Here is a 22,097-nt window from a genome sequence, read left to right on the forward strand (position 1 = left end):
CCGCTCAGTGCGCATGGTCGTGTCCGTCGCCGCCGCCGCGCGCCTTCTCGGCCTCGGCCTTGAGCAGGAAGGCGCCGTCGACGACGACGCGCTCGTCGGGCTTGAGCCCGGACACCACCTCGACCTCGCCGCCGAGGTCGCGTCCGCGGCCGACCGGGCGCACCTCGAACCGGCCCTCGCCGCGCGGCAGGAACACGACCCAGCCGTCGGCGAGGCGCTGCAGCGCCGCGGCGGGCACGGCGAGCACGCGGCTCATCTCGTCGGCGAGCGGCACGCGCGCGGTGGCCGACATGCCGGGACGCAGCGTGCCGTCCTCGTTCGCGACCGTGATGCGCACCGGGATCGTGCGCGACTCGGGCTCGACGCGGCTTCCGACCAGCGTCACCGTGCCCTGGAACTCGCGTCCGGGCAGCGCGGCGAAGCCGACCTCGGCGGCGGCGCCGGGCGCGATGCGCACGGCGTCGCGCTCGAAGGCGTGCGCCGTGAGCCAGAGCTCGGAGAGGTCGGCGACGCGCACGAGCGGCTTCGAGGGATCGGCGAGCTGGCCGCGCATCGCGTTGCGCTCGATGACGACGCCGTCGATCGGCGAGCGCAGCTCGAGAATCGCGGCGCGCGCGGGATCGGCGGTGGCCTGCGCGGGATCGACGCCGAGCGCATGGAGCGCGGCGCCCGCCGCCTGCAGCTCGGCGTCCGCGGCCTCCGCCTCGGCGCGCGCCTCCTGCACGCGCCGAGCGGGCACGATGCGCTCCTCGGCGAGCGCTTCGAGGCGCGCGAGCGCCTTGCGCGCGAGCTCGGCGCGCGCGCGGGCGGCGAGCAGGTCGGCGCGCGCGCGTCCGAGCTCCGGGCTCGAGAGCTCGATCAGCGTCTCGCCCGTCTCGACGCGCGCCCCCGGCGCGACGCGCACCTCGACGACGCGCGCCGGGATCGGCGCGCCGACCTCGGCGTAGCGGTCCTCGTTGACGTGCAGCTCGCCGAGCACGGTGACGGTCGCGCCGGCGGGACGGACCTCGACGGGCGCGGTGGTGACGCGCAGGTCGCGCAGCATGCCGGGGTCGACGCGGATGACGTCGCCGCTCGCGTGCTCGGCGTGCCCGACGTGCGCGTCCACGTGGGCGCCGTGCGCGGCTCCGTGCTCGTCGTGCCGGTCGGCGTCGTGTGCCGTGTGCTCGTCGTGCACGGTGCTCGCGGCGTCTGCTGCGTGCGACGCCGGCGCGCGCGCCGCGCTGCGCTCGTCCCGCGCGCGCTGCTCGCACGCGCCGAGCACGAGCGCGTTCGTGAGCAAGAGAGTGCAGGCGACGAGCACGCGTCGTGCGTCCTGCGGCGTTCTCGACGGCCGCGTCCTCATCGCAGCACCCTCGCCTGCGCCTGCACGGCGACGCGCGCCAGCGCGGCGGCGAGCGCGTGCTCGATGCGCGCGCGGCGTAGCTCGAGCGTCTCGCGACGCAGCTGCAGAAAGTCCGCGAGCGACAGCTCGCCCGCGTCGTAGCTCGCGCGCGCGAGCTTCTCCGCGTCGTCGAGCTCGGGGACGACGCGCTCGAGCTCGCCGGCCGCGGCGTCGAGCTCGCGCTGCACCTCCCACGCCGTGCGCACGTCCGCCGAGACGGCGCGCTCCGCGGCCGCGAGCTCGAGACGCAGGCGACGCGCACGCGCTTCGGCGGCGGCGCGCGCCGCCTCGCCGCGGTCGAAGATCGGCACCGAGAAGCCGACGCCGCCGAGGTAGATGTCGTCGCCCTCCTCGCGCTTGTACTCGGTGCCGATGCGCAGCTCGGGCCAGGCGCGCGCCGCGCCGAGGCGCGCCTCGGCCTCGGCGGCGCCGATCTCCGCGCCGAGCGCGCGCAGGTCGCCGCGCTCGGGCGCGCGGCGCAGGAGCTCCGGAAGCTCGAGCGGCTCGGGCGCGCGCAGCGGGCCGCACGGGCGGGGCGGCACGTCGACGTCCTGGCCGAGCAGGACGGCGAGCTTGCCGACGGCTTCGCGGCGCGCGGCGCGGGCGGCGCCGGCCTCGGCACGCGCGTGCGCCGCCGACGCGCGGGCGACCGCGACCTCGAGGATCGCGACGTCGCCCGCGCGATGGCGGCGCTCGGCTGCGCGCTGCAGCTCGTCGGCGCCGCTCGCCGCGTCCTCGGCGACGATCAGGAGCTCTTCCGCCGCACGCGCGCGCAGGAACGCTTCGGCGACCTCGCGCTGCGCCGTGCGCTGCGCGTCGTCGGCGCTCGCCTCCTCGCGCGCGACGTCGGCTGCGGCGGCGTCGATGCGCGCGGCGCGCGCGCCGCCGAGCTCGAACGCCTGGCTCAGCTTGGCGCGCACGTCGGTGGTGTCGCCCTCGTCCGAGAAGCGCGGTCCGGCGTCGGCCTCGATCTCGGGATTCGAGCGCAGCAGCCTGGAAGCGCCGGCGAGCTGCGCGCGCGCCTCGTCGATCCGCGCCCGCGCGGCGAGCACGGACGGCGCGCGCTCGCGCGCGATCTCGAGCGCGCGCTCGAGCGTCATGTCGCAGCTCGCGCCGTGCGCGGGCTGCGCGCAGATGTCGAACACGACGGCCGCGACGGCGGCGGCCGCAAGAGCACGAAGCATGTCTCCCTCGCTGGTCCGGGTCCCGCGCCGCTCGTGTGGGACGTCGGGACGCAAAGAGGATCGTCAGGCGAGGGAGATCGGGACGTGCAGGATCTCGCTCGGCGGCGCGGAGGCGTACTCGGGCGTGGGCTCGGCCGGCGGACAGGTCCGGCAGGCGGGAGCTGGAGCCTCGGTCACCGAGGCGCGCGCCATCGGCCGCGGGTGGAAGCAGCAGCTGCACTCGGTGCACGAGTCGGCGCAGCGCCCGCGCGCGTCGTCGTCGACGCAGCGCTCGCGGCACTCGACGTCGGCGACCAGCTCGAACGCGCCGCTCGCCTGAAAGGCGAACAGCGCGAGCGTCAAGCTCAAAACGAGCCGGGCGACCTTCACGGTAGCGGGAAGTATACGCAGGCGGGCGGGGCCTGGTCAAGCTCCCTCGGCCGTTCCGCGCTCCGGGAGCCGGCGCGAAAGGGGCCCGGGCGCGGGAAAGCGTCTGGACAACTCCCTGGCGTTGGAGAAAACGTTGCGCCCATGCGACCCGGCCCCGCAACGCTCGCTTGCTTGTGCGCCGCGCTCACGGTCGCGGCCTGCTCGGACGCGCAGAATCCGGGCGGATCCGGAGTGCAGAGCTCGCCCCGCGAGTGGCGCATGTACGGCGGCGGCTACGAGCGGACGTTCTTCAATCCGCACGAGACGCTGATCAACAAGGGGACGGTCTCGAAGCTCGTGCCGCTGTGGCGCTTCACGACCGGCGCGGTGGTGACGGCGTCGCCGGTCGTGGCCGAGATCGAGCTGCCGGGCGAGGGCTCGGTGCAGGCGCTCTACGTCCCGTCCTGGGACGGCATCCTCTATGCGCTGCGCACCCACGACGGCTCGCCGATCTGGACGTACCGCTTCAAGCCGCATCCGGGCGCGTCGTACCCGCAGGCGTCGTCCGGCGCGATCGCCGACGTCGACGGGCGGCGGCTGCTCTACGTCGGCAGCGGCATGACCATGTACTGCCTCGACGCGACCACCGGCGAGCTGGTCTGGCAGTTCGACGCGGGCACGGGCTGCGAGGACTGCGACTTCCTCACCGAGCGCAACGAGATCCTGTCCTCGCCCGCGGTGTTCGAGGGGCAGGTCTTTTTTGGCATGGACCTGAACGACTTCGGGCGCGGCAAGGGCGGCTTCTACAGCGTCGACGCGCGTCGCGGCACGCTGCGCTGGTACTTCGACCTCGAGACCGGCGCGACCTGCCGTCCGTTCGCCGACGACGAGGTGCGACGCTACGACGGCTACCACACCGCAGAAGAGCTCGGGCTGCCGAAGGACTTCTTCGCGACCCGCCCGGGCTGCGACCACGACCGCACCGGCACGGCGTGCGGCAACGTCTGGTCGTCGGCGACGATCGACGTCAAGCGCAGACTCGTCTACTCCGCGTCGAGCAACTGCGACACCGACGACGACCCGAGCACGCCCGACCCGCCGCCGCCCATGCCGCCCTTCGACGAGGCGATCTTCGCGCTCACCCTCGACGGCGCGCCGGTCTGGGTCTGGCGTCCGCGCGAGGTCGACAACGACGACCTCGCGATCGGCGGCGTGCCGAACCTCTTCGAGATCGAGATCGGCGGACGCGTGCGCGAGGTGGTGGGCGTCGGCGTCAAGGACGGCACGTACTACGTCCTCGACCGCGACGGCGTGAACGAGATCACCGGACGCGTCGAGCCCTACTGGCAGACGAAGGTCGTGCCGGGCGGCGACATCGGCGGCATCATCGCGAGCGCCGCGGTCGGCGAGGGCAAGGTGCTGTTCAGCACCGCGGTCGGCACCGACATCGCGAACCCGCAGCTCCCGGCCGCGTGGGGCCTGCGCGCGTCGGACGGCGCCGTGCTGTGGAGCAACCCCGACGCGCTGCCGAGCTTCGGCCCGACCACCGCGATTCCCGGCGTCGTCTTCATGGGCTCGATCGGCGGCTCGGTCTTCGCGTACGACTCGGACACCGGCGCGGAGCTCGCGCGCCTCGGCGTCGGCGGCCCTGCGTCGTCGGCGCCGGTCCTGGTCGGCGGCCGGCTCTACGTCGGCTCGGGCACCGGCGCGCGCGGCGGCTCGCCGGCGGAGATCGCGTTCCAGACCTCGCTCATCCCGAGCCCGGTGACCGCGTTCTGCATCGCCGGCACCGACGGCTGCCCCGAGACCGGCTCGTGCGACGACGGCAACACCTGCACGGTCGACGCGCGCGACGCGTCCGGCGCGTGCGAGAACGTCCCGCGCCCGAACGGCAGCGAGTGCACGATCGGCGCGTTCGAAGGCGCGTGCGTGGACGGCGTCTGCATCCTCGACGAGGCGATCTGCGACGACCTGAACCAGTGCACGACGGACGAGTTCGGCGCCGGCGGCTGTCGCTTCGTCGAGCGGCCGGACGGCACGCCGTGCGTGGTGCGCGACGACGCGGGAGTGTGCCAGTCGGGCCGCTGCGTGAAGCTGTGACGGTCGTCGTGCGCTGACGAACGGGACGCTCAGCTCGGCGATTCGCTGGCGAAGACTTCGCCACCGGGTAGGATCGCCGCGGAGCCACCCGATGTCCCCCGCAACGACCGCGGTCGCGAGCGGACTCACGCGACGCCAGGCCGACGAGGTCGTCGTGCTCCTCGCCGCGATGGGCATCGAAGCGGTGGCGGAGGCCGACGACGCGCGCGTGTACGCCGTCTACACCGGCGAGCTCGACGCCGAGCGCGCGCGGGCGCTGATCGCCGAGGAGTATCCGGCCGGCTTCGGGGCGAACGTCGATCGAGAGCAGGCGGCGGCGCGCGCGCAGCGCCACGCGCCGCCCGCGGGCGCGCTGTGGCTGCACCGCGACGTGTGGGCGGTCGCGCTCGTCGCCGCGGTGTGCGTCGGCTGGTTCTGGCTGCTGCACGGCGCAGGACGCGAGGTCACGCGCGCGCGACTCCTCGACTTCGGCGCCGTCACCTGGGACCAGGTGTGGCTCGGCGAGTGGTGGCGGCTCGCGAGCGCCGTCTTCGTCCACTTCGACGGCCCGCACCTCGTCACCAATCTTCTGACGCTCGCGATCCTGGGGCCGCCGCTCGCGCACCTCGTCGGACCGTGGCGCTTCCTGCTGATCTTCGCCTTGACGGGAATTGCGGGCAACGCGTTCAGCCACGTGTTCGCGCCGAGCGCGAGCCTGAAGGGTGGCGCGTCGGGCGGCATCGCGGGCGTGCTCGGCGCGCTCGCGGGGACGTCGCTCGATCCGGCGTGGGGCGGGCGCTTCAAGCGCTGGCAGGTGCTGGGCGCGCTCGCCGCGGTGTACGCGCTGCTGGTCGGCGCGGGGCCGGGAAGCGACAACGCGGCGCACCTCGGCGGGCTGCTCGCGGGCGTCGCGCTCGGACGCCTGCTCGCGCCGCGCTTGGCGCATCCGCAGCGTGATGCGAGCGCCTCGTCCGAGGCGTCCTCGCCGACGATCGATCCGAGGGCTCCCTCACGGGAGCAGGGCGCACGAACGGAGCACGACGCGCGACCCGAGTGAGGCGCGCGCGCCGCGTAGCTCGAAGCGCGACTCAGGACGTGCGTCTCACGCGAACGCCGGCATCACGCGCTCGACGAACAGCTCGAGCTGCTCGAGCTCGAACGGCGCCCGCAGCGCGAGGATCACCCACTCGGCGCCCGCGCGCTGGTACTCGCCGATGCGGTCGATCACCTGCTGCGGCGTGCCGATCAGCATGCTCGGACGGATGTACGGGAAGAGGCTCCCGAACTGGGCCGCGAGCTTCTCCTCGACGCGCGCGAGCTCGCTCTCGCGCTCGACGATCGCCGGACCGAGGTTGACGGTGCGCAGGATCGAGCGCGGGTCGCGCTTCTCGCGCTCGCACCAGCGGTCGAGCACCTCGCGCTTCTGCGCGAAGACCTCGGGCGCGACGAACGGGATGTTCCAGCCGTCGGCGTAGCGCGCGACCAGACGCAGCAGCCGCTTCTCGCCGCCGCCGCCGATCCAGATGCGCGGCCGCGCCTGCACGGGCTTCGGCGCCGAGTACGCGTCGGTGACGCGGTAGTACTTGCCCGCGAACGTCGTGCGCTCGTTCTCGAACATGCTGCGCACGATCTGCACGCCTTCCTCGAGCTGGTCGAGGCGGTCCTTGATCGGCAGGAACGGGATGCCGAAGGCGTCGAACTCCTGCTGGTGCCAGCCGGCGCCGAGGCCGCACTCCATGCGTCCGCCGCTCACGTGGTCGATGGTCGCGAGCGCCTTCGCGAGCACCGCCGGGTGGCGGTAGGGCACGCAGTAGACCAGGCAGCCGACACGGACGTTGCGCGTCTCGCAGGCGAGCGCCGTGTGCGCCGCGACCGCTTCCAAGCAGGGGCCGTCGAGGTCGGTGAACTGCGCCGGGTAGAAGTGGTCCCAGACCGAGACCCAGTGGAAGCCGCGCTCGTCGGCGAAGCGCCAGAGCGTGCGCAGCTCGTCGAGCGTGCACAGTTGCGGACCGGTGTGGATGCCGAACTTCATGTCGCGTCTGCCCTGGCGAACGGCTGAAGAAACGCCTTCCGAACGCCGATGTATGAGCGTGAAATCAGGGCCGGGAGAGCAACGCAAGCGCACGGACGTCCTGCTCGCGCTGCTGCTGTGTCTCGCGGTCGCCTGGTGGTTCGCGCCGCTGCTCGCGGGGCGCGCGATCGTCGCCGAGCCGGACATGCTCGCGGCGCTGCTGCCGCTGAAGTCGTTCCTCGCGCGCGCGATCGCCGAGGGCCGGTGGCCGCTGTGGAACCCCGACGCGGCGCTCGGCAAGCCGTTCCTCGCCGATCTGCTCGCGGGCGCGCTCTACCCGGGCAACCTGCTGCTCGCCGTGCCGCCGTTCTGGCGCGGGCTGAACTTGCTCTTCGTCGCACACTACGCGTTCACCGCGCTCGGCGCCTGGCTGCTGCTGCGCGTGTGGAGCTTGCCGCGGAGCGCGGCGCTGCTGGGGGCCGTGGTGTGGACCTTCGGCGGCACCATGGTGTCGCTCGGCAACGTGCTGAACCAGCTTCTGTCCGCCGCGTGGCTGCCGTGGATCCTGTGGGCGTGGCTCCGGCCGCGCGCGCTCGGCGTCAAGATCGCGCTCTCGTCGCTCGCGATGGGCATGGCGCTGCTCGCCGGTGGGCCGGAGATGGTGCTGGTGTCGGCGGCGGCGCTGGTGCTCACGAGCCGACATCCTGCGAGCCTCGTCGTGCCGCCGCTCGCGTTCGCCCTCGCGGCCGTCGAGCTGCTGCCGTTCGGTCACTACTTGACGGAGACCTGGCGCGGCACGTTCGGCTTCGACCCCGCGACCGCGATGCGCTACTCGGTGCCGCCGATCGACCTCGCGCAGCTCGCGCTCGCCTGGTGGCCGCCGTCGCCCGAGCGCTTCATGCCGCAGATCTACGTCGGGCCCGCGGTGCTCGCGCTCGCCGTCGCGGGCCTGCTCGCGTCGCGCACGGGACGTCTCTACTGGGCGCCCGTCGCGCTCGGCGCGCTGCTCGTCGTGATGGGCTCGCACACACCGGTCTATCCGTTCCTCCACGCGCACGTGCCGCTGTCGAATCTGCTGCGCTATCCCGAGAAGCTCTTCCTCGGCGTGCACGCGCTGCTCGCCGTGGGAGCCGCGTTCGGGCTCGCGGCGCTGCTCGCGGTCGCGCGGCGCCATGGTCGCGCGCGGCTCGCGACGCTGGCGAGCGTCGTGGTCGTCGCGGGCGTGTTCTTCGACCTCGCGCGCGCGAATCGCGACGTCCTCTACGCGCCGCAGCCGGCCGCGATCCTCGACCCGCCTGCCGTGGCGCGCGCGATCCTCGCGGACACCTCCACGCGTCAAGCAAGCAATGCTTCAGATGAGAGCGGAGCGGCGGTCGTCGGCGCGCCGCGCATCTACGCCAACCCGACCGGACGCTACATTCCGCGCTCGCTCGCCGCGGCGGTGGCGATCGATCGCAACCTGCCGTGGGGCGCGGTCGCCGAGCTCTACGGCCTCGCCAACGTCAACTCGCCGAGCTCGCTGAACCTCGTCAAGCACGAGCACCTGCACGAGATGCTCGCCGCCGTGCCGCGCGATCAGGCGCTGCGCGTGCTGGCCGCGCTCGGCACCGAGTACGTGACGAGCTTCGTCTGGCTCGATGGCACGCCCGGCCTGCGTCCGCTCGACGTCGAGGGCGAGTCGCTCGGCGTGCGCGCGTACGCCTTCGAGGATGCGCGGCCGCGCGCGTTCGTCGCGCAGCGCATCGAGATCGCGCCCGACGCGGAGCGCGCGCTCGAGCGCTTCGTCGCGCTCGCCGGCGAGGGCGCGGCGGACGTCGCGGTGCTGACGGCGCAAGGCGCGCGCTCGCTCGGCCTGCCCACGGCGTCCGCGATGGGAGCGGGCATGGGTGACGGCGCGGCGCGGGCCGCCGTGCGCCTGGTCGCGGATCGGCAGAGCGAGCTCGTCCTCGACGTCGATCTCGCCGACGACGGGTTGCTGGTCGTGAACGACACCTTCCTCGGCGGCTGGCGCGCGTCGGTCGACGGCGTCGAGGCGTCGATCGTCGAGGTGAACGGCCTCGTGCGCGGCGTCTGGCTGCGCGCGGGCGCGCACCGCGTCGTCCTGCGCTACCTGCCGCCGGGACTCCTCGCGGGTGCCGCCGTGACGCTGCTCGCGCTCGCGGCGCTCGGCGCGCTTGCGTGGCACGGGCGTCGCAGCGTCGCGCTCGCGCGGGCGGGCGCGCCAGCGCGCGGAGACGTCGCTGCGCCACACGAAGCGACCCCGCACGAAGCTTCTCCGGCCGTCGAGCCGGGCCGCCCGGAGCTTCCGGCGCCGAGCCGCTGAGCTGCGAGCTCGCGAGGGGAGGGCGGCCGCCGGTCGCCGCGGCGCTCGCCGGCGTCGGGCGTCGATGGTTGCCGCCCGCCCACGTGCGGACAGGACACGGCCGACGGCGAAACTTGAGATTGTCGTGCGGCGACGCGAATCCTGATTCCGTCGCTCCGCCCAGTGCGCTTCCACGACCCGCAAGAGATCGATCGTCCGGCATCGCGGCGCAGCGAGGCGAGAACGCGATGCTCGCCGCGCGGCTCGAGGAGCTCAGCGCGCGGCTCGAACGGATCGAGGCCGCGGCTTCCCCGCCGTCGCCCCAGCAAGTCGCGCAGCTGCGCTAGGAGCGCGCCAGCGCCGAGCGGCGCAGGGTGCCCCGCGGCGTTCCGCGCTTGCCGCAGCGCTCGCGCGCGACGTCGCCGTGCGCGCACACGCGGGCGCGCGCACGTCCGTCAGAGCGACAGCGTCGCAGCGGCCTGGCGCGGGTCGTGCCGTTCGTCGCGGCCCGTCACCGCGTCGCGCGCCTCCTCCGCGTTCACCGCGAACATCGGGAAGTACGACGCGACCCGGTCGTGGATGCAGTCCTCGGCGAAGTCGCCGATGTCCGCCCACGCGCAGGTCTCGCGCTCGAGCGGCGGCATCCAGCCCGTCGCCTCGGCGTGCTCGATCGCCTCGAGACCCTCGTCGAGCCGCGCGCCGTGCGTGTGCACGTAGACGTGGTGGTTGATGCACTCGATCGCGCGCAGCAGCGTCGTCTTCATGCCGCGCCGCCAGCCGGCGGTCGCGAGCACGCCCTGACGGCCGAGCGCCTTGACGGTGGCGCGGAACACCGGCGCGCCGACGTGGTCGAGGAAGATCGCGACGTCGCGGCCGCCGCCCGCCGTGCGCAACGCGTCGAGGAACGCTTCCTCCGAGCGCTTGTAGGCCTTGCGGTAGTCGCCGTCCGCGGCGTAGCGCGCCTCGTCGAACTCGAGGTCGGGGAACTCGCGCCGGTCGATCGGCTCGATGCCGAGCTGGCGGATGCGCGTCAGACGCTCGGGGCGTGACGCGATCATCGCGACGCGACAACCTTGCTGGCGTGCGAGCAGGAGCTCCGCGAGCGTCACGCCGCCGCCCCAGCCGACGACGAAGGGCTCGGGACACATCCGCTCCGTCATCTGCAGACGATAGGCGCCGTAGGCGAGCCGCCAGTTCGCCCACGCGGTCGGGAAGCGCAGCGAGAACGCCGCCCAGTCGCGCGGCGACCAGGCCGAGTCGCGCAGGATGTGGAGCAGGTTCTCGCGCCGCAGAACCAGGCGACGCGCGAGCACGCCGACCGTGCCGGGCGCGTCGTACGCGTACGCCTGGATCATGAAGCCGTGCTCGTCCTGCGTGCCGCTCGCGTTCAGGACCGCGACGTCGCCGGGGCGCACGTTGCGCACCGCGCGTCCGACCTCGAGGACGCGCATCGTGCCGGCGTTGCCGAGCACGATCCTGTCCTCGCCGCGCATCGCGCAGACGTCGATCGGGTCGCGCAGCACGGCGTGCGTCATGTTGCCTTCCCAGCAGCCGTAGAGCGGCTCCACGAGGATCCCGTCGTCGCCGAGATCGGGCAGCGTGATGGTCTCGAGCGAGAGCCGCCCCGGACCGCGCTCGTCCGGTCGCGCACGGTGCAGCACCCAGGCTTCGGTTTCGATCGGCATGGTTCCGTCCTCAGGCGGCGCGCTCGCGCGCGCGCGGCGCCACCTCGGCGAGGAAGCGCTCGAGCTCGGGTGCGATGCTCGGCGTGTCGCGCAGGAACGCGGCGTGCCCGATCGGGTTCGACAGCGTGACGTGACGCGACTCGACGCCGTTCTCGCGCAGCGCCGCGTCGATCTCGGCGATCTCGTTCGGCGGGTAGCGCCAGTCCTGCGCGAAGCCGAGCAGCAGCGCGCGACCGCGGAAGCCGGCGAGCGCTTCGGCGAGGCTCGCGCGGCCGCGCGAGAGGTCGAAGTAGTCGTTGGCGCGCGCGAGGTAGAGCAGCGCGTTCGCGTCGAGCACGACGTTCTGCGGCTGGCCGAGGCGCAGCAGCAGACGCTCGATCTCGAAGTCGGGCTCGAAGCTGTACGACAGACGTCGCGGGCGAGCGAGATCGGGCCCGAGCTTGCGCTGCAGCAGGTTGCGGTCCTGCCAGAAGAGCGCGCCGAACATCGTCAGGAGCCCGATGCCCGCGGTCGGCGGCTCGCCGTCATAGTAGTCGCCGCCGTTCCAGCGCGGGTCGCGCATGATCGCCTCGCGGCCGATCAGCGACAGCGCCACCGTGTGCACGGACGCGCGCGGCGTCGCGCTGATCACGATCGCGTTGGCGACGCGCTCGGGCTTGCTCGCCATCCACGTCCTGCGGCGTCAAGCGCAAAAGGCTCCACAGGTCGCTGGTCGAGAAGTTGCCGATCCGACGCAGATCGTCGCGCACTGCGGGCGGCAGCGCGTCCCAGCGCGGCAGGTCCTCGCGCCGCAGCGGCTGCGAGGTCGCGAGCAGCAGCAGGTCGGGCTCCTCGTCGCCGTGCGCGAAGCCGTAGACGTAGGGGAACTCGCTGCGCACCGCGGCGAGGATCGACGCCAGATCCTCGGGCGGCATGGCGTAGAGCTGCACCCACTGCAGCAGGCGTCCGCCCTCGCGCAGCGACGCGCGCGCGATGGCGAAGAACTCGCGCGTGAAGAGGTTCGAGACGCCGGTCATCCAGGGGTTCGAGGGCTCGGAGACGACGACGTCGTACGTGCCCGGGTGGGCCGCGAGGTGCGCGCGTCCGTCGTCGAGGAAGACGTGCACGCGCGGGTCGTCGAGCGGGCGTCCGCTCTCGTTCGCGAAGAAGCGCTCGGCTTCGAGGATCGCGGGCTCGATCTCGACGACGTCGAGCCGCTCCACCGGATGGCGCGCAACCGACCCGGCGGTGACGCCGGATGCGTAGCCGATCACGACGACGCGCTTCGCCGGCGGTCCGAAGAGCAGCGGCAGCTCGCCGAGCAGCACCTGCGTCGACATGTCGCCGCGGTTCGAGGCGTCGGCCTTGCCGTTGACGCGCAGCTCGATGCCGCCCTGCTCGCGGTGCACGGACACCGTGCTGCTCGTGCCGTCGCGGTAGTAGAGGATCTCGTTCTGCGGCACGCCCTCGAGCGGCACGTCCGGTAGCCCGAAGTCGAGCACCAGCTCGGGCCCGCGGAACGCGCCGCGCGTGAGCGCGGTGGCGTCGAACGGCAGCGGCACGAGGAGCAGCGCGAGCGCGCCGGCGAGCGCCGCGACGCCGAGCGGACGCGCGAGCGACGTGCGCGCCGCGCCTTGCGCGGGCGCGGCTTCTTCACTGCGCCGCGACAGCAGCACGACGCCCGCCGTCGCGAGGTTGATCGCGGAGGCGAGCGCGAGCGTGCCGCGCAGCCCGATCGTCGGCACGAGCACGAATCCCGCGGCGAAGGCGCCCGCCGCGGAGCCGAGCGTGTTCGCGAAGTACACGCGGCCGACGGCCGCGCCCGTCGTCGGTGCGGTCTCGGCGACGAGCCGCGTGATCAGCGGGAAGAGCGCGCCGAGCACGAGCGTCGCCGGGAGCTGCACGACCACGCAGAGCAGCACCTGCAGCACGACGAGCCGCGTGCCGATCGGGCCGGTCGTGCGCATCAGCTCGAGGAACGCAGCCGGCAGCAACGGCAGCACGAGCATCACCGCGAGCGACACCACGCCGAGCACCGCGAGCCCGCCGGCGAGCAGCGCCGCTGGCTTGCGCGTCCGGTCGACGATGCGGCGCGCGGCGAGGCTGCCGAGCGCGATGCCGGCGAGGAACGCGCCGAGCATGGCCGAGAAGGCGTAGATCGACGAGCCGAGGACGAGCGCCAGCGCGCGCGTCCAGCAGACCTCGTAGACCAGCGCCGTGAAGCCGACGGTGGCGTACGCGGCGAGGAGCAGCGCTGCGGGTTGCGTGACGCTCGCGGCGCGTGACGCGTCCGCGGCTGGTGCCGCGGCGGTTCGCTCTGCCGCGGCTGGCGCGGCGACGTCGGACGCGGCGGCCGGCGTCGCGGTCGCCTCGCCGACGGGCACGCGGCGCGCGAGCGTCGCGAGCGCCAGCACGCCGACCGCGACGTCGAGCAGCGCGCCGAGCGCGTTCGAGCGCCAGAGCCCGAGCAGCGGAAAGAGCACGAAGGCCGTCGCGAACACGCCCGCGACCGCGCCGAGCGTGTTGACGCCGTAGAGCACGGCGGTGCGCTCGCCGATGCGCGGGTCGTCGCGCGTGACCGCGCTCACCAGGATCGGCAGCGTCGCGCCCATCAGCACCGTCGGCACGAGCAGCACGGCGAGCGCGAGCGCGAAGCGTCCGAGGACGAGCGGCCAGAAGCCGAGTCCGCCGAGCCAGCCGCGTGCGAGCGTTCCGACGCCGTCAAGCACAAGCGGCACCGCGAGCGCGAACAGACCGATCACGATCTCGATCCAGGCGTAGGCGCGGATGCCGTTGCGGATCCGGTGCGCGACCCGTCCGCCCGCGAGCCCGCCGAGCCCGAGTCCGAGCATGTAGGCGACGAGGATCGTGCTCGCGGCGAGCGTCGTCGATCCGAAGAGCAGTCGCAGCTCGCGCGTCCACACCACCTCGAGCACGAGGCTTGCGAGTCCGGAGAGAAAGAAGAACGAGCCGAGGAGCAGCAGGGGCCGCGGCGTCACGCGGCCACGCTACCAGGGCGCTCGGTCGTGGACGAGAGACTTTCCGCGTCGCGCGCGGCATTCAGGGGCGAGGCGTCAGCCCGAGCTCGCGAAGATCCCCGACGGGCCGTTGCGAACCGTGAGTGATCGCAAGCACAGAAATCAAGTCGTGTGTGCGGTCGAGCCGCGGCGCAGCCACAGCACGCCGAGCACGACCGCCACGAGCCCGGCAAGGAGGAACAGCCGTCGGTACGCGTGCATCACGGCGGCGAGCTGGCCGAGGTGCTCTTCGAGCAGGACCGGACCGAGCGACCACGTGACGGCCCACGCCACCGCCCCGAGCACGTTCCAGGCGAAGAACGTGCCGCTCGGCATGTCGAGCGAACCGGCGACGATCCCCGCGAGCTGCCGCGTGCCGTCGACGAAGCGTCCGAAGGCGACCAGCACCCCGCCGCGGCGCTGGAAGAGCTTCTCCATCCGCTCGAGACGTGGCCCCGCGCCGATCTTGTCGAGGATGCGCCGTCCGCCCACGCGCCCGAGCCAGAAGCCGACCAGGTTCCCCGCCGCCGACGCGAGCACCGCGACGACGAGCAGGGCGGTGACCGAGAGCTCGCCGCGCGCGGCGAGCAGCGCGCCGGCGATCAGAAGCGTCTGCCCGGGCGCCGGGATGCCGAAGCCCTCGACGAAGATCGCGAGGAACACGGCTGCGTAGCCGTACTCGGCAAGCAGCGGCTCGACCGATGCCAGGTGGTGCGCGAGGTGGTGCACGGCGCCGGGATACGGCGTCGCGCGCGCGCTGTCCAACGTGGCCGACGTCCGCGCGCGAACGGGTATGGACATATGTACGAACGGCATGTACATCCGTCCAACATGGGCGTGCCGGCGAGAGTGGGCGACGAGCTGCCGCAGTCCGAGCGCAAGCGGCGCGCGATCCTCGACGCCGTGCTGCGTGTCGTCGCCGAGGGCGGCGTCGACGCGGTGACGCACCGTCGCGTCGCGGCGGAAGCCGACGTCCCGCTCGGCTCGACGACCTACTACTTCGCCTCGCGCGACGACCTGCTGCGCGAAGCGTTCCGCTGGCACGCGGGCGCCGTGTACGACGCGCTCGACCGGCTCGCCGACGACGTGCCGCTGCGCAGCGCGGACGACGTGATCGGCTTCCTCGTCGAGCTCGTGCGGCGCGAGCTGGAAGTCCCTTCCGGGATCCTCGTCGAGTACGAGCTCATCGTGCGCGCGGCGCGCGATCCGCAGCTCGCGCGCGAGGTCAACGGCTACGAGCGCAACCTGACCTCGCGTCTCGCCGAAGCGCTCGAACGGCTCGGCGTCGCGCACGCGCTCGAAGCGGCGCGCATCCTGATCGCGATCGTGCGCGGCTTCGAGATCGAGAGCTTGACGCGTTCCTCCGTCGAGCTCGCGGATCTGCGCCGGCGCCTGCGCACGGTGGTCGACGCGTGGAAGCCCGCCAGCAGCCGCGCCACACGGAAGCCCGCTCGGAAATAAGGAGAGAGACATGGCCATCGAGCACCTGCCCGCTACCGCGACGGCGACCGAGATCGCCGGCCTCCTCGAGCGCGACGGCGCCGTGATCGTCGATCGGCTCGTCGCGCCGGAGGTGATGGACGGCGCGCGCGCCGAGCTCGCGCCCTGGCTCGACGCGACGCCGTTCGGCCCCGACGACTTCACCGGCCGGCGCACCAAGCGCACCGGCGGTCTCGTCGCGCGCTCCGCGACCTGCCGGGACCTCGTCATGCACCCGCTCGTGCTCGCGACCACGCGCGAGGTGCTGCGCGGCGGAACGAGCTTCCACCTGCACCTCACGCAGGTGATCGCGATTGGCCCGGGCGAGCCCGGGCAGCAGATCCACCGCGATCAGTGGGCGTTCGACTTCTTCCCGTTCCCGCGCGGCTACGAGGTGCAGTGCAACACGATCTGGGCGATGAGCGACTTCACCGAGGCGAACGGCGCGACCCGCGTCGTGCCGGGCTCGAACAAGCTCGAGGACGGGCTCGCGTACCGCGAGGAGGACACCGTGCCGGCGGAGATGGTGAAGGGCTCGGTGCTGATCTACACCGGCAGCGTCTACCACGGCGGCGGCGCGAACCGCTCGCAGGAGACGCGCTACGGCGTCAACATCACCTACGCCCGCTCGTGGCTGCGTCAGGAGGAGAACCAGTATCTCTCCGTGCCGCTCGAGGTCGCGCGCACGCTGCCCGTCGAGCTGCTGCGCCTGATCGGCTACGCGCGCGGCGCGTACGCGCTGGGCTACGTCGACGACCTGCGCGACCCGCTCGAGGTCGTGCGTCCCGAGGCGAAGGAGGTCGGCTTCGGCGACCTCGAAGGGGCGCTCGCGAAGGCGCGCAGCGAGTCGCAGCGAGCGGCGCGCTGAACGCGCTCGCGTCGCCGATCGCGCAGCACCCATCGGCTCTGCTGCTGCGTCGGCTGCGGTCGAGGGAATGAATCGCACGCGCCTTGCGCGCCACCCGTGCGTTCCTCTTCATAGCGCAGCATGCAGAGACTCCTGATCGCCAACCGCGGCGAGGTCGCGGTCCGCGTGCTCCAGGCCGCGTCCGAGCTCGGCCTCGGGACGGTCGCGGTGTACTCCGAGGACGATGCGGGCGCGCTGCACGTGCGCCGCGCCGAGCGCAGCTACGCGCTGCGCGGCCGCGGGCCGGCGGCCTACCTCGACGCGGAGCAGCTCATCGCCGCGGCGCGCGCGACCGACGCCGACGCCATCCATCCAGGCTACGGCTTCCTCGCCGAGAGCGCGGACTTCGCGCGGCGCTGCGAGGAGGCGGGGCTGGTCTTCGTCGGACCGCGGCCCGAGACGCTCGCGATCTTCGGCGACAAGACGCGCGCGCGCGAGCTCGCGATGCGCTGCGGCGTGCCGGTGCTGCGCGGCTCGGAGGGCGCCGTGTCGCTCGAGGAGGCCGAGAAGTTCTTCGCCGTCCTCGGGCGGCGCGGCGCGATGCTGGTCAAGGCGGTGGCCGGAGGCGGCGGACGCGGCATGCGCGTCGTGCGCAGCGCCGACGAGCTGCGCGCGGTGTGGGAGCGCTGCCGCTCCGAAGCGCGCAGCGCGTTCGGCAACGACGAGGTCTACGTCGAGGAGCTGCTCGTGCACGCGCGTCACGTCGAGGTGCAGGTGCTGGGCGACGAGGGCGGCACCGTCGTGCACCTCGGCGAGCGCGAGTGCTCGATCCAGCGGCGTCACCAGAAGATCGTCGAGATCGCGCCGTGCCCGAGCCTGTCGCCGCGCCTGCGTGCACGTCTCGCCGAGGACGCGGTGCGGATGGCGAAGGCGGTGCAGTACCGCAACGCCGGCACCTTCGAATTCCTGATTGACGCAAGCGCGCCCGACGACGACGAGGCGGCGTACGCGTTCATCGAGGCGAACCCGCGTCTGCAGGTCGAGCACACGGTGACCGAGGAGGTGCTCGGCATCGACATCGTGCGCCTGCAGCTCGAGCTCGCACGCGGCGCGCGGCTCGCGGACTTCGGCCTCGCGCCCGATCACGCGCCGACGCCGGTCGGCTACGCGATCCAGCTGCGCGTCAACGCCGAGGTGATGACGCCCGACGGCACGGCGCGTCCGTCGAGCGGAACGCTGCGGAGGCTCGTCCTGCCGTCGGGCCGCGGCGTGCGCGTCGACACCGCGGCGGTCGCGGGCGCCATCGTCGAGCCGACCTACGACCCGCTGCTGCTGAAGGTCGTCTGCCGCACGACGTCGGACGACTTCGCGGACGCCGCCGCGCGCGCCGCGCGCGCGCTCGCGGAGCTCGAGGTCGAGGGTGTGGCGACCAACGCGCCGTTCCTCCGTCGTCTGCTCGCCCACCCGGACTTCGTCGCGAACCGCATCCACACGCGCTTCGTCGACGAGCACCTCGCCGAGCTCGCGCGCGAGGAGGACCTCGCGCCGCAGCGCGCCGACGCGGCCGGCGAGACGTCCGACGCGGCCGCGCAGAGCGCCGCCGCCGCAGCGGCGCGCGCGCTCGCCGGCGCACGCGTCGACCCGCAGGACCCGCTCGCCGTGCTGGCGTACGGCAAGAGCGGCGGCGCCGCGCCAGGCGCCGCGGCGGCGGGCGGGGTCGCGAGCGCGCCCGCGCCGTCTCCCGTCGCGCCCGAGGTCGACGTCCCCGAGGGCATGGTCGCGGTGCGCGCGCCGCTGCAGGGCACGATCGTCGCGCTCGAGGCGCGCGAGGGCGAGACGGTTGCGGCGGGGCAGGGCCTGCTCGTGATGAGCGCGATGAAGATGGAGCACGTCGTCGAGGCGCCGGTCGGCGGCGTCGTCCATCGCGTCGTCGTCGCCGACGGCGACACCGTGCCCGCCGGCGCGACGCTCGTCGTCCTCGAGCCCGCCGACGTCGTGCTCGAGCGCGAGAGCCGCGAGGAGGCGAAGGATCTCGACTACATCCGCCCCGACCTCGAGGAGGTGCTGCGGCGTCACGCGATGAAGCTCGATGCCGCGCGTCCCGACGCCGTCGAGCGCCGGCGCAAGACGGGCCAGCGCACGGCGCGCGAGAACATCGACGACCTCTGCGACCCCGGCACGTTCGTCGAGTACGGCTCGTTCGTCATCGCGGCGCAGCGCCAGCGGCGCTCGCTCGAGGACCTGATCGCGCGCACGCCAGCCGACGGCCTGATCACCGGCATCGGACGCGTCAACGGCGAGCTGTTCGGCGACACGCTCGACGAGTCGCGCACGAGCTGCGTCGTGCTCGCGTACGACTACACCGTGCTCGCCGGCACGCAGGGCATGCAGAACCACCGCAAGAAGGACCGCATGTTCGAGATCGCCGAGCGCATGCGGCTACCGGTGGTGATCTTCACCGAGGGCGGCGGCGGACGTCCGGGCGACACCGACGTGCCCGGCGTCGCGGGCCTCGACTGCATGGCGTTCTACCTCTTCAGCCGCCTGTCCGGGCTGGTGCCGCTCGTCGGCATCAACTCCGGACGCTGCTTCGCGGGCAACGCGGCGCTGCTCGGCTCCTGCGACGTCGTCATCGCGACCGCGAACTCGAACATCGGCATGGGCGGCCCGGCGATGATCGAGGGCGGCGGGCTCGGCGTGTTCCGACCCGAGGAGGTCGGGCCGATGTCGGTGCAGGTGCCGAACGGCGTCGTCGACGTGGCGGTCGCCGACGAGGCGGAGGCGGTGCAGGTCGCGAAGAAGTACCTGTCGTACTTCCAGGGTTGCTTGACGAAATGGACGTGCGCCGACCAGCGCCGCATGCGCAGCATCATCCCGGAGAACCGGCTGCGCGTCTACGAGGTGCGCGACGTCATCGAGACGCTCGCCGACGAGGGCTCGGTGCTCGAGCTGCGCCGCCACTTCGGACGCGGCATGGTGACCGCGCTCGCGCGCATCGAGGGACGGCCGCTCGGCATCATCGCCAACGATCCGAAGCACCTCGCGGGCGCGATCGACGCGCACGGCGCCGACAAGGCGGCGCGCTTCATGCAGCTCTGCGACGCGTTCGACCTGCCGATCCTCTTCCTGTGCGACACGCCGGGCATCATGGTCGGACCCGAGATCGAGAAGACGGCGCTCGTGCGGCACTGCTGCCGCATGTTCGTCGTCGGCGCGAGCTTGACGGTGCCGACCGCGACGATCGTGCTGCGCAAGTCCTACGGGCTCGGCGCGCAGGCGATGGCGGGCGGCAGCCACAAGGCGCCGCTCTTCACCGTGTCCTGGCCGACCGGCGAGTTCGGCGGCATGGGCCTCGAGGGTGCCGTCAAGCTCGGATTCCGCAGGGAGCTCGAGGCGATCGCGGATCCGGCCGAGCGCAAGCGCGTGTTCGACGAGATGGTCGCGCGCGCCTACGAGCGCGGCAAGGCGATCAACACCGCGAGCCACTTCGAGATCGACGAGGTGATCGACCCGGCGGAGTCGCGGGCGCGCGTCGCGAGCGCGCTGCGCTCGGTGCCGCCGCCGGCGCCGCGCGCGCCGGGCTCCGGCAAGAAGCGGCCGTGCGTCGATACCTGGTGACACCGTCGTAGCGGCGCGTGCCTCGGCTTGCGTGCGCCGTCGGCGAACGGCACGACGGAGGTGTGCGCGTGCTCGATGCCGAAGAGGTCGAGCGCTTCGTCGCGGACGGCTTCGTGCGGCTCGACGACGCGATCCCGCGCTCGCTGGCGGAGGAGTGCCGCGCGCTGCTCTGGCGCGACCTCGAGCGCTTCGGCTGCGCGCGTGCGGAGCCCGCGACCTGGACGTGGCCCGTCGTGCGGCTCCCGGATCGCATCGACGAGCCGTTCCGGCGCGCTGCGAACACCCCGGCGCTGCACGCGGCGTTCGACGCGCTGGTCGGCGCCGGACGCTGGCAGCCGCGCGGCAGCCTCGGCTTCCCCGTCATCCGCTTCCCGAGCGAGCAAGATCCCGGCGACACCGGCTGGCACGTCGACGCGAGCTTCGCCGGTCGCGACTCCGATCCAAACGACTACTTGACGTGGCGGGTGAACGTCTTCTCGCGCGGGCGCGCGCTGCTGCTGCTGGTCCTGCTCTCGGACGTCGGCCCCGACGACGCGCCGACGCGGATCCTCACGGGCTCGCACGTCGACGTCGCGCGGCTGCTCGCGCCGGCAGGCGAGGACGGCCTGACGGCGCTCGAGCTCGCGCGGCGGATCGAGGCCGGCGCGACGACGCAGCGCGAGCAGGCGCTGGCCGTCGGAGCGGCCGGCACGGTGTACCTCTGCCACCCGCTTCTCGTGCACGCGGCGCAGCGACATCGCGGACGCGAGCCGCGCTTTCTCGCGCAGCCGCCGCTGCTGCCGGCGTCGCCGCTCGCGCTCGAGCGCACGGACGCCCGCTACGCGCCCGTCGAGCGCGCGATCCGCGAGGCGCTCGGTCTCAGCGCTCGGACGAGCGGGTGACTACAGCATTCCCGGCAGCTCGCGATCGACTTCCGGGAAGTAGCGGCGGATGACGCTCGCATCGAAGCAGCGGAGGATCGAGCCGACCGGCTCCTTCGCGAGCAGAAAGCGGAACGCCGCGCGGATCACGTCGGCAGGCGCGACCTTCCCGCCCGACCAGCGCTCGTAGTCGGCCTTGCCGAGCGTGACCGCGAAGTCGTGCTTCGCGCCGCGCTCCTCGACGCGGACGTCGAAGCGCCAGCCGTCGCCGTCGCTGCGCTCGCTGGTCACCCGGATGGAGCTCATGCGTTCTCTCGACGCGCGTCGTCGCGCGACACCAGGAAGTGGCCCTGCGCGGTCGCGACGGGTCGATTGCGGTCGTCCTGCCACGCCTCGACGCGCACGTTGGTCACGCGACGGCCGTGCTTGGTGACGATCGCCTTCGCAAACGTGTCGACCGCGCGCGCCGAGCGCAGGTACGCGATCGTGAGATCGATCGGCTTCGGCAGCGGCCCGTTCGGCGAGTGGCGCATCACCTCGACGATCGCCGCGTTCTCGAGGAACGCGCCGATGACGCCGCCGTGGATCGCGGGCAGCATCGCGTTGCCGACGATCTGCGGGCCGAAGCGCAGCACCGAGATCAGCTCGCCGTCGTCGTCGACGCCGACCGTGATGCCGATGAAGCGGCAGTACGGGATGCGGTCGAGCAGCGCGCGCAGCTCGTCGGCCGACGCGCGCGTTCCAGGATTGGTCGGCGTGCTCACGACTGCACCGCGGGCGCGGGCGGCGGCGCCTGGTTCGCGCCCAGCATGAAGGTCATCGCGGCGGTCGCGATCGGGTCGTGCGGATCCTCGTGGTAGGCCGAGCCGTGCACGAACGCGATGTGCCGCGTCAGCTTGTAGCAGCGGCAGTGGCCGATCACGTCGCGGCCGGGCGTCGCGGGTTTCATGTAGTCGATGCGCAGGTCGAGCGTCGCGATCGAGCGCAGATCGGGCAGCGCGGTCATCACCGCGACCCCGGCGGTGCTGTCGAGCAGCGTCGTGATCACGCCGCCGTGGATCACGCCGGTCGCGGGGTTGCCGACCAGCTTCTCGTCGTACGGGATCTTGATCCAGGCCTCGCCGGGCTTCGCGTCGAGCACGACCATCCCGAGCGCGACCGAGTGCGGCACGTAGTCGATCAGCAGGTTCTTGCGCTCGGCGACCGCGTCGAGCAGGCGGGAGCGGCTCACGTCAGTCGATGAACCATCCCGCCCCGGCTGGTTCAACCGTCGTCGCGCGCGTCGCCCGACCGCAGACACGCAG

General features: G+C 73.2%; 18 protein-coding genes. 7 read left to right on the plus strand and 11 right to left on the minus strand.

What is annotated here, in order from left to right; all coding sequences use genetic code 11:
- Positions 1–4: 4 nt before the first annotated feature.
- The 3 genes from VIS07_16515 to VIS07_16525 form a co-directional block, all read right to left on the minus strand.
- On the minus strand, positions 5–1,345 hold the full coding sequence (locus VIS07_16515) for an efflux RND transporter periplasmic adaptor subunit (GenBank protein ID HEY8517116.1): 1,341 nt from the start codon (positions 1,343–1,345) through the stop codon (positions 5–7).
- On the minus strand, positions 1,342–2,568 hold the full coding sequence (locus VIS07_16520; protein HEY8517117.1) for a TolC family protein: 1,227 nt from the start codon (positions 2,566–2,568) through the stop codon (positions 1,342–1,344). Before VIS07_16520 ends, VIS07_16515 begins: the two co-directional genes overlap by 4 nt.
- 63 nt (positions 2,569–2,631) lie before the next feature.
- Positions 2,632–2,937: a hypothetical protein gene (locus tag VIS07_16525; GenBank protein HEY8517118.1), complete on the minus strand. Its 306-nt coding sequence runs from the start codon at positions 2,935–2,937 to the stop codon at positions 2,632–2,634.
- 231 nt (positions 2,938–3,168) lie between these two features.
- Here VIS07_16525 and VIS07_16530 point away from each other — a divergent pair, with 231 nt between their 5' ends.
- Both VIS07_16530 and VIS07_16535 read left to right on the plus strand, forming a co-directional pair.
- A complete protein-coding gene (locus tag VIS07_16530) occupies positions 3,169–5,016 on the plus strand; it encodes a PQQ-binding-like beta-propeller repeat protein (protein ID HEY8517119.1) in 1,848 nt (615 codons plus the stop codon).
- Positions 5,017–5,107: 91 nt separating this feature from the next.
- A complete protein-coding gene (locus tag VIS07_16535; protein HEY8517120.1) occupies positions 5,108–6,052 on the plus strand; it encodes a rhomboid family intramembrane serine protease in 945 nt (314 codons plus the stop codon).
- Positions 6,053–6,097: 45 nt separating this feature from the next.
- Here the strand turns inward: VIS07_16535 and VIS07_16540 are convergent, their stop codons facing one another.
- The gene (locus tag VIS07_16540) at positions 6,098–7,027 is read right to left on the minus strand and encodes a TIGR03560 family F420-dependent LLM class oxidoreductase (protein ID HEY8517121.1); all 930 of its coding nucleotides are present in this window, start codon (positions 7,025–7,027) and stop codon (positions 6,098–6,100) included.
- Positions 7,028–7,079: 52 nt separating this feature from the next.
- Here VIS07_16540 and VIS07_16545 point away from each other — a divergent pair, with 52 nt between their 5' ends.
- Complete coding sequence (locus tag VIS07_16545; protein ID HEY8517122.1) at positions 7,080–9,329, plus strand: YfhO family protein; 2,250 nt, start codon at positions 7,080–7,082, stop codon at positions 9,327–9,329.
- A 434-nt stretch (positions 9,330–9,763) separates the two neighbouring features.
- Here VIS07_16545 and VIS07_16550 read toward each other — a convergent pair whose 3' ends face one another.
- The 4 genes from VIS07_16550 to VIS07_16565 all read right to left on the minus strand — a co-directional run bounded on the left by VIS07_16550 (position 9,764) and on the right by VIS07_16565 (position 14,754).
- Complete coding sequence (locus VIS07_16550; GenBank protein ID HEY8517123.1) at positions 9,764–10,993, minus strand: zinc-binding alcohol dehydrogenase family protein; 1,230 nt, start codon at positions 10,991–10,993, stop codon at positions 9,764–9,766.
- A 10-nt stretch (positions 10,994–11,003) separates the two neighbouring features.
- Entirely contained in the window at positions 11,004–11,588 is a 585-nt protein-coding gene (locus tag VIS07_16555; protein ID HEY8517124.1) for a hypothetical protein, read from the minus strand.
- Entirely contained in the window at positions 11,518–13,971 is a 2,454-nt protein-coding gene (locus VIS07_16560; GenBank protein HEY8517125.1) for a fused MFS/spermidine synthase, read from the minus strand. The genes VIS07_16555 and VIS07_16560 overlap by 71 nt, the downstream gene beginning before the upstream one ends.
- 141 nt (positions 13,972–14,112) lie before the next feature.
- On the minus strand, positions 14,113–14,754 hold the full coding sequence (locus VIS07_16565; protein ID HEY8517126.1) for a DedA family protein: 642 nt from the start codon (positions 14,752–14,754) through the stop codon (positions 14,113–14,115).
- Positions 14,755–14,826: 72 nt separating this feature from the next.
- On the opposite strand from VIS07_16565, the gene VIS07_16570 reads away from it, so the two are divergent.
- From VIS07_16570 to VIS07_16585, 4 genes are all read left to right on the plus strand, one after another.
- Entirely contained in the window at positions 14,827–15,450 is a 624-nt protein-coding gene (locus VIS07_16570; GenBank protein HEY8517127.1) for a TetR family transcriptional regulator, read from the plus strand.
- Between the two features lie 10 nt (positions 15,451–15,460).
- The gene (locus VIS07_16575) at positions 15,461–16,336 is read left to right on the plus strand and encodes a phytanoyl-CoA dioxygenase family protein (GenBank protein ID HEY8517128.1); all 876 of its coding nucleotides are present in this window, start codon (positions 15,461–15,463) and stop codon (positions 16,334–16,336) included.
- 120 nt (positions 16,337–16,456) lie between these two features.
- Positions 16,457–19,933 (plus strand): carboxyl transferase domain-containing protein, encoded by a 3,477-nt coding sequence (locus VIS07_16580; GenBank protein HEY8517129.1) that lies wholly within the window; start codon positions 16,457–16,459, stop codon positions 19,931–19,933.
- A gap of 68 nt (positions 19,934–20,001) precedes the next feature.
- Complete coding sequence (locus VIS07_16585) at positions 20,002–20,814, plus strand: phytanoyl-CoA dioxygenase family protein (protein ID HEY8517130.1); 813 nt, start codon at positions 20,002–20,004, stop codon at positions 20,812–20,814.
- On the opposite strand, the gene VIS07_16590 is transcribed toward VIS07_16585, so the two are convergent.
- The 3 genes from VIS07_16590 to VIS07_16600 are packed head-to-tail and all read right to left on the minus strand — an operon-like array spanning position 20,815 to position 22,024.
- On the minus strand, positions 20,815–21,099 hold the full coding sequence (locus VIS07_16590; GenBank protein ID HEY8517131.1) for a hypothetical protein: 285 nt from the start codon (positions 21,097–21,099) through the stop codon (positions 20,815–20,817).
- The gene (locus tag VIS07_16595; protein HEY8517132.1) at positions 21,096–21,557 is read right to left on the minus strand and encodes a PaaI family thioesterase; all 462 of its coding nucleotides are present in this window, start codon (positions 21,555–21,557) and stop codon (positions 21,096–21,098) included. The genes VIS07_16590 and VIS07_16595 overlap by 4 nt, the downstream gene beginning before the upstream one ends.
- Positions 21,554–22,024, minus strand: a complete 471-nt coding sequence (locus VIS07_16600) for a PaaI family thioesterase (GenBank protein ID HEY8517133.1) — start codon at positions 22,022–22,024, stop codon at positions 21,554–21,556. Before VIS07_16600 ends, VIS07_16595 begins: the two co-directional genes overlap by 4 nt.
- Between the last annotated feature and the right edge of the window lie 73 nt (positions 22,025–22,097).

It is taken from the genome of Candidatus Binatia bacterium, assembly GCA_036563615.1.
In the GTDB taxonomy this organism is placed as follows: Bacteria; Desulfobacterota; Binatia; order UBA12015; family UBA12015; genus DATCMB01.

Bases quoted from the DNA above. Each gene is read 5' to 3' on its own strand.
- VIS07_16545 (HEY8517122.1), top strand. From the start codon at position 7,080: ATGAGCGTGAAATCAGGGCCGGGAGAGCAACGCAAGCGCACGGACGTC.
- VIS07_16550 (HEY8517123.1), bottom strand. From the start codon at position 10,993: ATGCCGATCGAAACCGAAGCCTGGGTGCTGCACCGTGCGCGACCGGAC.
- VIS07_16520 (HEY8517117.1), bottom strand. From the start codon at position 2,568: ATGCTTCGTGCTCTTGCGGCCGCCGCCGTCGCGGCCGTCGTGTTCGAC.
- VIS07_16540 (HEY8517121.1), bottom strand. From the start codon at position 7,027: ATGAAGTTCGGCATCCACACCGGTCCGCAACTGTGCACGCTCGACGAG.
- VIS07_16590 (HEY8517131.1), bottom strand. From the start codon at position 21,099: ATGAGCTCCATCCGGGTGACCAGCGAGCGCAGCGACGGCGACGGCTGG.
- VIS07_16575 (HEY8517128.1), top strand. From the start codon at position 15,461: ATGGCCATCGAGCACCTGCCCGCTACCGCGACGGCGACCGAGATCGCC.
- VIS07_16535 (HEY8517120.1), top strand. From the start codon at position 5,108: ATGTCCCCCGCAACGACCGCGGTCGCGAGCGGACTCACGCGACGCCAG.
- VIS07_16515 (HEY8517116.1), bottom strand. From the start codon at position 1,345: ATGAGGACGCGGCCGTCGAGAACGCCGCAGGACGCACGACGCGTGCTC.
- VIS07_16580 (HEY8517129.1), top strand. From the start codon at position 16,457: ATGCAGAGACTCCTGATCGCCAACCGCGGCGAGGTCGCGGTCCGCGTG.